Below are 12,632 nucleotides of genomic sequence, written 5' to 3'. Positions count from 1 at the left end.
TTACTATAACCCTCTTGTCTTCAAGGGGGTTATTTTATGAGATCCATGAATTCACCTTCTGAAATAATGGGCACTCCAAGGCTCTCAGCCTTGGTGCGTTTGCTGGGGCCCATATTGTTGCCTGCCACCAGGTAAGAGGTCTTGGAGGAGATGGAAGAACTGACCTTACCCCCGTTATCCTCTATGAGTTTTTTGAGTTCCGTCCTTTCCAGATTCTCAAAAACCCCGGAGACGACCAGGGTCTTGCCCTTTAGTCTGTCGGTCTGGTTTTGTAACTGTTCCTCAGAAAGGGAAAATTTCAGGCCATAGTTACGAAGTCTCTCGATGATCTCCCGGTTCTTCTCTTCTTTGAAAAAGGAAACCACGCTTTCGGCTATGCGCCCACCTATCTCATTGACCTGGGTGAGGGATTCTTCGGATGCCTCCATAAGCGCATCTATATTTTTATACGCCCTGGCCAGGACTTTTGCGACGGTTTCCCCCACATAACGGATCCCAAGGGCAAAAAGCACTCGCTCAAATGGAATTTTGACCGATTCTGCTATGCCATGGATCAGGTTTTCCGCAGATTTATCGGCCATGCGTTCCAGGGGCACGACCTGTTCCTTAGTGAGGGTGTAGAGGTCGGCATAATTTCGTATGAGGCCCTCCTTAAAAAGGAGTTCCACGGTTTCAGCGCCAAGGCCTTCAATATCCATCGCTTTACGCGAGATAAAATGATGAATCCTTCCTGTGATCTGGGGCGGACATCCCGTACTGTTTGGGCAGAAATGCTGCGCCTCTCCCTCCTTCCGCTCGAGAGGCGTATGGCATTCCGGGCAAGTGTCTATATAGGTTGTGGGCTCAGAATCCTGGGGTCTTTTTGAAAGGTCTACCCCGACGATCTTGGGAATGATCTCTCCTCCTTTTTCCACCATCACCGTGTCTCCTTCCCTGATATCGAGTTTGGCAATCTGGTCGGCATTGTGGAGGGAAGCCCGTTTTACGGTAGTACCGGCCAGGAGCACGGGTTTCAGATTGGCCACAGGGGTTATGGCACCGGTCCTTCCCACCTGGTACGTGATCTTCTCCAGGGTGGTTATGGCCTGTTCCGTCTTGAATTTATAAGCGATGGCCCAGCGGGGCGATTTCGCTGTGTAACCGAGTTCCTCCTGCTGCTGCAATTGGTTCACCTTAATCACCACCCCATCGGTTTCATATGGCAATTCGTGCCGGTGGATATCCCAGTGATCGAGGAAGGCAAAAACCTCATCCAGGGATTTACAAAGCTCAGCTTCCTGTGGGATCTTGAAACCCCATTCCCTCGCCTTGTTGAGCAGCTCAAAATGGGTGGAAGCACCCAGATCCCGGCCCACAAGGGCATACAGCAGGCAATCCAAAGGCCTTTCGGCCACCAGTGCGCTGTCCTGCAGTTTCAGGCTTCCGGATGCCGTATTTCTGGGATTCATATAGGGGTCCTCCCCTTCTTTTACCCGGAGTTCGTTCATTTTCTCAAAACCGGCCAGGGGAAGGATGATCTCGCCCCGGATCTCAAACTTCGGTGGGAAATCCCCCCTGAGTTGAAGGGGAACCGACCTGATCGTCTTTACATTGGTTGTGACATCGTCTCCCTGGAAACCATCTCCCCGGGTAAGCGCCTGCAGCAGGTGGCCGTTCTCATAGGTCAGACTTATGGAGGCACCGTCGTATTTGAGCTCGCAGGTATACTCCACCCTGGTCTCCCCGAGGATCCGGTGAATCCTCTGTACCCAGTCTGCCAACTCCTCTCTCGAATAAGAGTTATCCAGCGAATACATACGGTGTTCATGTGCTACCGTATTGAAGTTCTTGGTCACCTCACCTCCTACCCTCATGGTGGGGGAACTGGAATCCCTGAACTGGGGGTTCGCTTCTTCCAGTGCCTGCAGTTCCTTAAGTTTCATGTCGAACTCGTAATCGGATATCACAGGGGAATCGAGGACATAGTAACGATAATTATGCTCGTGTAATTCCTTCCTCAGGGCATTGATCTTCTCTTCGGGATTCATATTCAATCAATTAGATCCTAACTTCTTTTTTGCTCGTACTATTCGGTCGTGACCGTGCATGTCGGGTATCACTTCAACCTTTGTGAACCCGCTGTCCTCCAGGAGTTTTTTTACCTCTTCACCAAATTGCCGGTTGATCTCCAGATACAGTGATCCCCCGTCGGTCAGGCCTTTCTGAGCCACTTTCGCAATATATTCATAAAACAATAAGGGCCTTTCATCGGGAACGAAAAGTGCCAACGCCGGCTCTGCATCCTTTACATGAGATTGCATTCCGGCTTTTTCCTTTTCCATCACATACGGTGGGTTGGAGACGATGACTTCGTATGAATCCTCTTCCAGTTCCATCTTCGTCATATCCATCTCGGAGAAGTTGACACGGACCTTGTTTTCCCATGCATTCTCACTTGCCAGCCTCAACGCCTTCCCGGAAATGTCGATGGCTGATACCTCGGCCTGAGGGAGATATTTTGCCAGGGAGATGGCAATGCAACCACTACCCGTGCCCAGGTCCATGATCCTCAGGCGGGGAGGGTCATTCCTGTGGTGTTCAATGATGTGTCTGACCATCTCCTCCGTTTCCGGCCTTGGGATCAAGACGTGTTCGTTCAGCCTGAATTTCAGGTCCATAAAAACCTTGGAGCCCACGATATAATGAAGAGGTTGCCCCTGTTTCAGAGCCGCCAAACCCCTGAAAAAAGTGCCTTCCTCATCTTTGGAAAGCGACCAGTTTGGGTGCAGTACAAGGACGAATCGAGGTTGATCCAGATAATGCTCCACGAAATGATGGAAGAAATGCTCTACCTCTTGCCGACCGTACTGACGATCGAGTTCCTTGTGAAAGATATGTCGGATTTCCTTGAGTAACAACTTACAGTAAATACGGTGAATCCCTTGAGTTTCCCGGTCCATGCCGACCGTTTTTTCGCCCCGTTCTATGTCCTTTTTACGGAGTGCTTCGATTCGCTTATTAAATCCTATTTTTGCGTGGTGAAGATACAGGAAAAATACATTCTCAGATGCATTGAACTGGGCAAAAACGGGCTGGGTACTACAGCCCCGAACCCTATGGTGGGTTGTGTGATCACTGCGGGTGAGAGGATCATCGGGGAGGGTTTTACCAGTCCATACGGAGGTCCGCATGCAGAAGTAAATGCGATCCATTCTGTATCTCATCCGGAATTGCTAAAGGAGGCTACCTTATATGTAAGTCTGGAGCCCTGTGCGCACCATGGAAAGACCCCTCCGTGCACGGACCTGATCATAGGGTCGGGTATCCCCCGGGTTGTCATTGGGATCAAAGACCCGCACAGCAAGGTGGCGGGAAAAGGTATAGCAAAATTGAAGGCAGCCGGCGTGGAAGTGGTCTGCCCCGTCCTGGAAAGGGAATGCCGTGAACACCACAAAAGGTTTCTGACCTTTATGGAGAAAAAACGCCCGTATGTGATCCTCAAATGGGCTGAAAGCGCGGATGGGTTCATAGCCCCAGAAAAAGAGCTGCGTGAGGGAGAACCGGAACCCTTCTGGATCTCCGATCGCTATTCCCGACAGCTGGTCCATCAATGGAGAACGGAAGAGCAGGCCATCCTTGTGGGCACAACTACAGCCGTCGAGGACAATCCCCGGCTTACCCCGAGGCATTGGGCCGGAAAAGCGCCCTTGAGGGTGGTTGTCGACCGGCAGCTGAAAATCCCCCAGGAGTATCACCTGTACGATGGCACCGCACCCACCGTTTTTCTGACGGAAACGAATCAACTTCCCGAACCCAGGGAGGGGATCCACTATGAAAAGATCGATTTCTCGGGTAACCTTGCCCTGCAGGTCTGTGAAAGATTACACGAGTTGGAAGTGCAGAGCGTGATCGTTGAAGGAGGCAGGAAAACCCTATGTTCCTTTATTAAAGCCGGATTTTGGGATGAAGCCCGCATCTTCACGGGTCGGTTTCCCCTCAAGAACGGCCTGAAATCTCCGGAAATTGAAGGAAAAGAGGTAAGCAGAACAAAGATCGGCGGAGATCTTCTTAGGATCCTGGAAAATGATTAAGAACCTGTTGTTCGACTTCGGTGATGTCTTTATCGACCTCGATAAAGGGGCTACGCTCAGAATATTGAGCGAGAAGGGGCTGACCGGGATCCGTCCGGAATTGTATTCGGTGATCTATGATTATGAGAAAGGAAAGGTGTCTACCGAAGAATTTCTGCGCAAGGGGATGGAATACCTTCCGGAAATCAGGAGGGACGACCTGATCACGGCCTGGAATGCGATCATTCTGGATTTTCCGGAACATAGACTAGATTTTATCACGGACCTGGCCATCAACGGTTCCTACCGCCTCTTTCTCTTCAGTAATACCAACGGTCTTCATATCGAAAAGGTGATAGAACGAATGGGAAGTGACAGGTACTCAAAATTCATGTCGTGCTTCGAAGGGTTTTACCTTTCCCATGAAGTAGGAATGCGCAAACCGGATCCCGAAGTTTTTGAGATGTTCTTCGACAAAAACCGGCTTTCCCCCGGGGAGACGCTTTTTGTGGATGATACCCTGGAACACATTCAGAGTGCAGACCGGTTGGGACTGTATACATGGCACCTGCAGGTGGGAAAGGAAGAGGTTACTGAACTGTTCAAACACCTGGGCGGATGATAGACCTGGGCCTTAGCATCCTCTGCTCCAGCCTGATCTTTGTGATCTTTAAGCTGTACCCCCGATTCAGGGTACAGACCTTGTACGCCATCATTTTCAATTACATTACCGCCTGTCTCGTGGGTTTAACCCTCATTGAGAATGGCACAGACCTCACCCAGGTCATTGGGAAAAGCTGGTTTCCGGGTACCGTCCTGATGGGAGTACTTTTTATAGTAATCTTCAATCTCATGGCTCGAACCTCCCAGACACTGGGCGTGTCCGTGGCTTCCGTGGCCACCAAGATGTCCCTTGCCATCCCAGTGGTGCTCGGGGTCTTTCTCTATGGGGAAGAGTTAGGGTTACTGAAGGTGGTGGGTGTGCTCTTAGCCCTTTTTGCGGTGTATTTCACTTCAGTGAAGAACGCCCATCTTCCCTTGAACAGGAAACTGATATACCTGCCTGCCCTGGTATTCCTGGGTTCGGGCATCATTGATGCCAGCATACAGTATTTTGAACAGAATGTTTTGTCAGCGGGGGAATTTCCCTTGTTCTCCTCCATGGTATTTGCAAGTGCAGCCTGCTGTGGCCTCATCTTTGTTTCCCTTCGAGCGATCAGGGAAAAGGTTCACATAGATGCACGGAGTATCCTCGGCGGTATTGCCCTGGGCGTACCCAATTTCTTTTCCATATATTTCCTGCTTCGCGCCTTGCAGAACGAGGTGCTGAACAGTGCATCGGTTTTTACCGTCAACAATGTGGCCATCGTGATGTTTTCCACCCTTTTAGGCATTGTCCTGTTCAGGGAAAAACTCAGTGGCAAAAACTGGTTCGGGATCGCCCTGGCGATCCTCAGTATTCTTCTGGTGGCGGCATTTTAAGGATATACCCTATGAAGACCGGACAATTCACAACCCTGGCCAAACCTGTTGAAGGTGTGGTGTTCAAGGAAAGAAACAGCAAATTCCTGGGATACGCTTATCCGGTAACGGATGAAACGCGGATCGAGGCGTTGCTCTCCCGTTTGAGAAAGCAACACGGGAAGGCTAATCACGTTTGTTACGGCTGGCAGCTGGGCACGGACCCCGTCATATGGCGGGTCAACGATGACGGGGAGCCGAACAACTCTGCGGGAATGCCCATTTACGGGCAGATCCAGGCTTTCGGCCTGACGAACATTCTCATCGCCGTAGTTCGCTACTTTGGGGGCACCAAACTAGGGGTGGGCGGACTCATTTCGGCCTATAGAAAAACGGCCCAACTTACGCTGGAAGAAGGTAAAACGGTCACAAAGACCGTATTAAAGAACCTGACGGTGGAATGTGATTACAAAGATGCCCATCAGGTAATGCAAATGGTCAAACGCCATCGAATGAAGATCCTTTCACAGAAGAATGAGATGCGGGTACAATTTATACTGGGTATTCCGTTAAACAACTACAAAGAGGCCCTGGATCATTTAAGGGATCTGGCGGGAGTCACCGTTGAGGGTGATCCTGAGCTTGAATAAATGGCTTAATCGTCAGAGCGACTGTAATCTTTCTAAAATACCAGAAGGGCATTTAACCGGTTTTGAGGTACGCATATCCATAAAGGCAAGGACGGTATGGGCGGTGACCAGTAATTCATTTTGTTCGTTCCTGATTTCGTAGTCGAATTCGATCTTGACCACAGGGGGTTTTGTCAGCTCTGTGACCACCGTTAACAGGTCGTCATAGGTTGCCGATTTCCTGAATTGTATCTCTAGGGAAATTACAGGCAGCATGATCCCGTCTTTTTCCATCTGCTTGTAGGAAAATCCCAGAGAGCGCAACCACTCCACCCTGCCCATCTCAAGATACTGGGCATAATTACCATGGTAGACCACGCCCATCTGGTCTGTTTCCCCATATCTGACCCTGAAAGAAAATCTGTTTTGGTACCCCATTTTTCGGTTAAAAAGTATATATTTATAGATGGGTGAAAGTGATCCGGAACATGCGAAAAAAAAAGGATAAATTCAACCTGAATTCATTTTTTTTTTAGCTTTTTTGTTCACATATTTGTCCCACTCAAGAAGGCGGATTTTCCGTTCTGCCTTCGACCAACTGGCTTGAATCACTAACCGACAAATAGAGTTTTTTTTACAATGAGTGTAACTGCTAATTCCGTATGGAACAATTGTTTGGCATTTATCAAAGATAACATCCAACCGCAGGCATTCAAAACTTGGTTCGAACCGATCAAGCCGGTCAAACTCTCAGAAAAATCTTTAAGCATACAGGTACCCAGCAAATTCTTTTACGAATGGCTGGAAGAGCACTATGTAAAGTTGCTCAAGGTGGCACTGACCAAGGAACTCGGCGAACAGGCCAAGCTGGTTTACATCATCAAGATGGAAAACACTTATGGCAATAAGGAGCCCTTTACAGAGCGTATCCCGAGCGCCAACCGGGGCAATGTGGGTACGCAGGAAATGGATGTGCCGGTGAAGTCCAAAAATCCGGAGCTGAAGAACCCCTTTGTGATCCCAGGGATCAGGAACATCAAAATCGAATCCCAGTTAAATCCGAATTACAACTTCGATAATTTCCTCGAAGGTGATTCCAATCGCCTCGCGAGATCAGCCGGGATGGCTGTGGCTAACAAGCCGGGAGGAACCTCCTTCAACCCTTTGCTGATCTTCGGCGGTGTAGGCCTTGGCAAGACTCACCTGGCCCATGCCATAGGAGTGGACATCAAGGATAAATACCCCGAACGCACGGTCCTGTACATTTCGGCTGAAAAGTTTACCCAGCAGTACATCGAGTCCGTAAAGAAGAATACGCGGAATGACTTTATCCACTTCTACCAATTGATAGACGTGCTGATCATTGACGACGTGCAATTCCTGTCGGGAAAATCAGGAACTCAGGATGTCTTCTTCCATATTTTCAACCACCTGCATCAGAATGGCAAACAGGTGATCCTCACTTCAGACAAGGCCCCGGTAGATATGCAGGACATCGAGCAGCGACTGCTCTCCCGCTTCAAATGGGGGCTCTCCGCGGAATTGCAGAACCCGGATTACGAGACCAGGATCTCCATCCTGAAGAACAAACTCTACAGGGACGGGGTTGAGATGCCCGATGACATCATCGAATACGTAGCTAAGCATATCAAAACGAATATACGGGAACTGGAAGGTGCCATCATTTCCCTGATCGCCCAGTCGTCCTTCAATAAAAGGGAAGTGACCCTGGATCTTGCCCAGCAAGTGGTGGAAAAATTCGTGAAGAACACCAAAAGAGAGGTGTCCATTGACTATATCCAGAAAGTGGTCTCCGATTACTTCGAAATGGACGTAGCCACCCTTCAGTCCAAGACCCGAAAAAGGCATATTGTCCAGGCCAGGCAACTCGCGATGTTCTTTGCCAAGAAATTTACGAAAGCCTCTCTGGCCAGCATAGGCTCACAGATCGGTAAAAGAGACCACGCCACGGTCCTGCACGCCTGTAAAACGGTAGACAACCTCGCCGAGACCGATAAGCAATTCAGGAAATACATCGAGGACCTGACCAAGAAGTTCTCCTGAAACCTATGAAGACAAAGGTGCTCATGGTATGTCTGGGAAATATTTGCAGATCGCCATTAGCAGAGGGTATTCTCAAATACAAAGCAGATCCTGCCCGCGTAGAGGTCGACTCTGCGGGAACCGCCGGTTACCATGTGGGAAATCCCCCTGATCCGAGGTCTGTAGCCATTGCAAAGAAATATCAGATAGACATCAGTTCACAACGCTGCCGGAAATTCAGGAGGGAAGACTTCGATTTTTTTGACCATATCTTCGTTATGGACAGGGACAATTACCGGGATGTGTGTGCCTTAGCTCAAAACGAAACTCAAAAAGGGAAGGTGCGTTTGCTCCTCGAGGTATCGGATTCTGATCTGGTCGAGGTTCCGGATCCCTATTACGGGGGTTCCGATGGATTCGAATTAGTATTCAGGCTGATAGACCAGGCTTGCGACCAGCTTGTCAAAGAACTTTAACACCACTGGATGAGCACACAGGAAACACCCACCGGAAGACTCTACCTGATCCCAACCACCCTTGGGGATACTGCGCCGCTTGAGGTCCTCCCTATCTCCATCAAACAGGCCATTGAGGAGATCGACCATTATATCGTGGAAAACGAAAAATCTGCCCGCCATTTCATCAAGAACATTTCCCCCAGGAAATCTCAGCCCGCTCTTCACATCGAACAATTGAACAAGTTCACCGAACCCGAACTGATCCCGTCTTTCCTGGAGCCCTGTCTTAAAGGCTTCCATGTGGGAGTCTTGTCAGAAGCGGGAAGTCCGGCCGTCGCAGACCCGGGATCGGAAGTGGTCAGGCTCGCCCACGAGAAGAATATACGGGTAGTCCCCCTGGTTGGGCCCTCTTCCCTTATTTTAGCTCTGATGAGCAGCGGGTTGAATGGGCAGAATTTCTGTTTCCACGGCTATCTGCCCATAGAGAACCAGGAACGAAAAAAAGTGTTGAAAGCCATGGAAAAAGAATCCAGGCAGAAAAACCAGACCCAGCTCTTTATTGAAACGCCGTACAGGAACGATAAACTCTACGAAGACCTGATCAAAACCCTGGCTCCATCCACCCTATTGTGCATTGCTGCCGGCATAACCCTGAATGAGGAATTCATAAGGACGAGAACGGTAGAAGAGTGGGGAAAGGCAGAGCCCCCGCAGCTTCATAAAAAGCCAGCGATCTTCCTGCTTTTGGCGCAGTGATTATGGGTCTTTAAACTTGCAAGGGCCTCCTGTTCTCAGATTCTGGGGTTCTTTTCCGCCTTAATGGCCGAGACATCATAGCCGGAAAAACGTTTCAGGTAGTGGAAGATCGTAGTCCCGTAGTCGTCTGCTACATCCCATTCCCCATATGACCTCAGAAACTTCTTGACATTGCCAGGCCCTGCCAGATGGGCGGCCGCCAGGATCCCGGATTCTGAAATCTCAATCCCCCTGATCTTCTTTCCCGCAAACCTGCGGATATCGTTGCGCAGGATCCATTTATTACGGGCCATATTGGTCCGGAAAACCTTTTCCTGCAAGGTGGGGTCATTCAGGAACTTCGTGGCGTTGTAGACACCCATCAATTGGAGCGTGCCAATACCGAACTGGTATTTACCGAGATATCCCAAGGTGTTGATGGTGAAATAATCTCCTTGTGATTCCTTGAAAGCCAGGGCTTCCTTAAAACCTACAAAGGAGGTGCCCAGAAAGGGCGGAACTACCATTGTAGACTGCATAATGGTTCTGTCTTTGGGAAACAAAACCGGCGTAGGTTCTTTAACTTTAAGAGTTTCCGGCACTTGCACCAGCAACTTTGGGGAAGTCCCGAAACTCGCTAAAATTAAAATCATGATAAGAGGACAGCTTAACGTTATCCACTTTCTCATAAGTGTGTTTTCTTAAGACTGATACACCCCGAGGGGTAATGCTTAAATTTCACACAGCAAAGATATAGCAGCTTTTTTCTTACAGCCCTATGATAATCAGAGTTTTGTGATATTTTTAGGACTAAGCGTTTATTTTAACCGATAAAATGCCTATCTGTTAATATTTTGGCTATTTATCCACCGGATGTATTGCTCTTTATTCCGGTTGTGCTGCACCAGGTTCTCCGCAAACTTGTGGTATCCGAAATTCTCCACATCGGCCACGAAGTAATAATAATTGTGGTCCTCTGCATTCAATACCGCTTCGATCGCTGATATGTCGGGCATGGCAATGGGTCCCGGGGGAAGTCCGGAGTAACGATAGGTGTTATAGGGAGAATCGATGGTAAGGTCCTTGTAGAGGACTCTGCGGATTACCGTGTCAAAATTGTTCAATTCCTTTTTCAGAGCAAAGATCACCGTGGGATCTGCCTGTAGGGCCATTCCCTTCCTGAGCCTGTTCAGATAAACCCCGGCAACCCTGGGACGCTCGTCCACTTTGGCGCTTTCCTTCTGGACCACAGCCGCGAGTGAAATCACCTCTTTCGGGCTCAGACCAAGGGATTCTGCCTTTTTGTTCCGCGCTTCGTTCCAGAACCGGTCGTATTCCTTTTCCATCCGGTCCCTGAAATCGAGGGCGGAGGAATTCCAAAAGAATTCATAGGTATTTGGGATATACATTCCTAAGCTGCTGTCTTCGTCAAGGTTACGTCTCTGAAGGAAATCCTCATCCCGAAAAGCCCCGAGGAGGGAGAGACTGTCTGCCTCTATCTGCATGGCTATCCTGCCGGCAAGCGCCGGGAGGGATTCCTGATTATTAAAAGATACTTTTACCGGGGTATTGCCGCTGCGAAGGGTATTCACAATCTCATTGTTGTTCATTCCTTTTATAAGAATGTATTTTCCACCCCGTACGCGATATTGTTTTCGCTCTGCTACAGAAGTAAAGGTGTTGAGATCTTTCAGCAGGGGGCGCAATTGTCCCTGAAGTTCATCCATGTCTGCGTCTGAAGGAATATAGAGGTAGGCCTCATTATTCTCAAAAGCGGTATTGGGTGAAAAAAAGGCAGTATAAACGTAATAGACGAATATACCTCCCCCCAGAACTCCCAGGAGCAAAACGGCCAGGATGATCTTTTTTAAGTACATGACGGATTGATTTTTTGATACAGATGCTGATCCCTGAACTCTCCCTGCCACCGGATCCAGTCCTTTTTGGTGGCAGTCCGGATGAACCCGCTTTTTTCGAACAAACGCATACTGGCAAGGTTATCTTCAAGGATGTGCGCGTATACTTGCCTTACATTCAGGGATTTAAATGCAAATGCTACGATCAGTTCTATAGCTTCGGCTCCAAAACCCTTGTTGCGGTCCTCCTCTGCCCTGACCACGAGTCCCAGACCAACACGCAGGTTTTTTGGGTCGAAGTCGAACAGATCTATGAGACCTATCAAATCCCCATCCGGTCCGATGATGGCCATCCGCATTTGTTTTACCTCGTAGATATCGCGGTGTGCATTCTCCAAATACTGTTTCAGGACATGGCGGGAATAGGGCTGTTGGGTGCCACTCACCTCCCAAAATCGGGTATCGTTTTCCAGCAGGTACAAAAAATCCAGGTCCTCAGGTTCTAGAGCCCTTAAAACCACCTTTTCTCCCTTGAGTTCTATCATCGGATCACGCCTTTAAAAACAAAGGTGGCCGGGCCCTCCAGTACAACGTTATCATACCCTTTGCCGTTATAGCTGAAGGACACTTGCAGGTCACCTCCCCTGGTCCTGACCTGAACCTTAGAGGCCTTGGTGTATCCCGCGTAGTGCATGGCTATGGCTACCGCCGTCACGCCCGTTCCGCAGGAAAGGGTTTCTTCTTCTACTCCCCTCTCGTAGGTCCTTACCGAAAAGGATTCCGGTCCATCCTGTTCCACAAAATTGATGTTACTGCCCTTTTCCCCGTAGATACCGTATCGTATCCTGCGGCCTTCCCTGGCTACTTCAAATCCCTGGAGGTTCTTTACCCGTTGTACGTGATGAGGAGATCCCGTATCCAGGAAAAAGGTATTCCGCTTTTTGGCGACATCCTCCACATCAGACATGCTAAGGGACACCCTTTCTCCTTCAACCGTAGCGCGGTGCAGACCATCACTTGCCAGGAAAGTGGTCTGTTTTCCTATGAGGCCGATGGAATGGGCAAAGACGACTAAACACCTGCCTCCATTGCCGCACATGGTGCCGGGTTTCCCATCGGAATTGAAGTAGACCATCTTAAAGTCTGCCGACTTGTCATTTTCCAGCAGCAATAATCCATCGGCACCGATGCCAAAACGTCGGTCACACAGCCTGGCTACCAGGTTGGTATCGTTTTTGGGGAATTGGTTTTGACGATTATCGAGAACGATAAAGTCATTACCCGTACCCTGATATTTGGAGAAATGGAGTTCCATAGCACAGATCAAGGTACAAAGATAGGAGATTATTTAAGGTATTTTTAGCAGTTAAAAAGGCGTTAAATGACCCTGGCAACTTTGGA

At 49.1% G+C, this 12,632-nt stretch carries 14 protein-coding genes; 7 read left to right on the top strand and 7 right to left on the bottom strand.

Features of this window, described 5'->3' with window-relative positions:
• Positions 1–29 precede the first annotated feature (29 nt).
• Positions 30–2,027 carry an NAD-dependent DNA ligase LigA gene (gene ligA / locus GWK09_RS11045; protein WP_163693485.1) on the bottom strand — a complete coding sequence of 666 codons (1,998 nt, stop codon included), beginning with the start codon at positions 2,025–2,027 and terminating at the stop codon, positions 30–32.
• A 6-nt stretch (positions 2,028–2,033) separates the two neighbouring features.
• Complete coding sequence (prmC, locus tag GWK09_RS11040) at positions 2,034–2,939, bottom strand: peptide chain release factor N(5)-glutamine methyltransferase (RefSeq protein WP_239530914.1); 906 nt, start codon at positions 2,937–2,939, stop codon at positions 2,034–2,036.
• Between the two features lie 75 nt (positions 2,940–3,014).
• On the opposite strand from prmC, the gene ribD reads away from it, so the two are divergent.
• From ribD to GWK09_RS11020, 4 genes are read left to right on the top strand one after another with little or no spacing between them, the layout of a single operon-like run.
• Positions 3,015–4,070 carry a bifunctional diaminohydroxyphosphoribosylaminopyrimidine deaminase/5-amino-6-(5-phosphoribosylamino)uracil reductase RibD gene (gene ribD, locus GWK09_RS11035; RefSeq protein ID WP_317174519.1) on the top strand — a complete coding sequence of 352 codons (1,056 nt, stop codon included), beginning with the start codon at positions 3,015–3,017 and terminating at the stop codon, positions 4,068–4,070.
• Positions 4,063–4,671 (top strand): HAD family hydrolase, encoded by a 609-nt coding sequence (locus GWK09_RS11030; protein ID WP_163693483.1) that lies wholly within the window; start codon positions 4,063–4,065, stop codon positions 4,669–4,671. Before ribD ends, GWK09_RS11030 begins: the two co-directional genes overlap by 8 nt.
• A complete protein-coding gene (locus GWK09_RS11025; RefSeq protein ID WP_163693482.1) occupies positions 4,668–5,531 on the top strand; it encodes an EamA family transporter in 864 nt (287 codons plus the stop codon). Before GWK09_RS11030 ends, GWK09_RS11025 begins: the two co-directional genes overlap by 4 nt.
• A gap of 11 nt (positions 5,532–5,542) precedes the next feature.
• Positions 5,543–6,160, top strand: coding sequence for an IMPACT family protein (locus GWK09_RS11020; protein WP_163693481.1), 618 nt, complete (start codon positions 5,543–5,545; stop codon positions 6,158–6,160).
• 12 nt (positions 6,161–6,172) lie between these two features.
• Here the strand turns inward: GWK09_RS11020 and GWK09_RS11015 are convergent, their stop codons facing one another.
• Entirely contained in the window at positions 6,173–6,577 is a 405-nt protein-coding gene (locus GWK09_RS11015) for an acyl-CoA thioesterase (protein ID WP_163693480.1), read from the bottom strand.
• Between the two features lie 201 nt (positions 6,578–6,778).
• Here GWK09_RS11015 and dnaA point away from each other — a divergent pair, with 201 nt between their 5' ends.
• Genes dnaA through GWK09_RS11000 form a run of 3 tightly spaced genes read left to right on the top strand, consistent with a single transcriptional unit; the run spans position 6,779 to position 9,396 of the window.
• Positions 6,779–8,203 (top strand): chromosomal replication initiator protein DnaA, encoded by a 1,425-nt coding sequence (gene dnaA, locus GWK09_RS11010; protein ID WP_163693479.1) that lies wholly within the window; start codon positions 6,779–6,781, stop codon positions 8,201–8,203.
• Positions 8,204–8,208: 5 nt separating this feature from the next.
• Complete coding sequence (locus GWK09_RS11005) at positions 8,209–8,658, top strand: low molecular weight protein-tyrosine-phosphatase (RefSeq protein WP_163693478.1); 450 nt, start codon at positions 8,209–8,211, stop codon at positions 8,656–8,658.
• A 9-nt stretch (positions 8,659–8,667) separates the two neighbouring features.
• Positions 8,668–9,396, top strand: coding sequence for an SAM-dependent methyltransferase (locus GWK09_RS11000; RefSeq protein WP_163693477.1), 729 nt, complete (start codon positions 8,668–8,670; stop codon positions 9,394–9,396).
• Between the two features lie 35 nt (positions 9,397–9,431).
• Here the strand turns inward: GWK09_RS11000 and GWK09_RS10995 are convergent, their stop codons facing one another.
• The 4 genes from GWK09_RS10995 to dapF all read right to left on the bottom strand — a co-directional run bounded on the left by GWK09_RS10995 (position 9,432) and on the right by dapF (position 12,546).
• The gene (locus GWK09_RS10995; RefSeq protein ID WP_163693476.1) at positions 9,432–10,064 is read right to left on the bottom strand and encodes a hypothetical protein; all 633 of its coding nucleotides are present in this window, start codon (positions 10,062–10,064) and stop codon (positions 9,432–9,434) included.
• Positions 10,065–10,214: 150 nt separating this feature from the next.
• Positions 10,215–11,252: an endolytic transglycosylase MltG gene (gene mltG, locus GWK09_RS10990; protein ID WP_163693475.1), complete on the bottom strand. Its 1,038-nt coding sequence runs from the start codon at positions 11,250–11,252 to the stop codon at positions 10,215–10,217.
• Positions 11,243–11,776, bottom strand: a complete 534-nt coding sequence (locus GWK09_RS10985; RefSeq protein ID WP_163693474.1) for a GNAT family N-acetyltransferase — start codon at positions 11,774–11,776, stop codon at positions 11,243–11,245. Before GWK09_RS10985 ends, mltG begins: the two co-directional genes overlap by 10 nt.
• Entirely contained in the window at positions 11,773–12,546 is a 774-nt protein-coding gene (gene dapF, locus GWK09_RS10980; RefSeq protein WP_163693473.1) for a diaminopimelate epimerase, read from the bottom strand. The genes GWK09_RS10985 and dapF overlap by 4 nt, the downstream gene beginning before the upstream one ends.
• Positions 12,547–12,632: the final 86 nt, after the last annotated feature.

It is taken from the genome of Muriicola jejuensis, from assembly GCF_010671595.1.
Classification (GTDB): Bacteria; Bacteroidota; Bacteroidia; order Flavobacteriales; family Flavobacteriaceae; genus Muriicola; species Muriicola jejuensis.
Note: the sequence above shows the minus strand (reverse complement) of the source record. Positions and strands in the feature narration are given on the sequence as shown.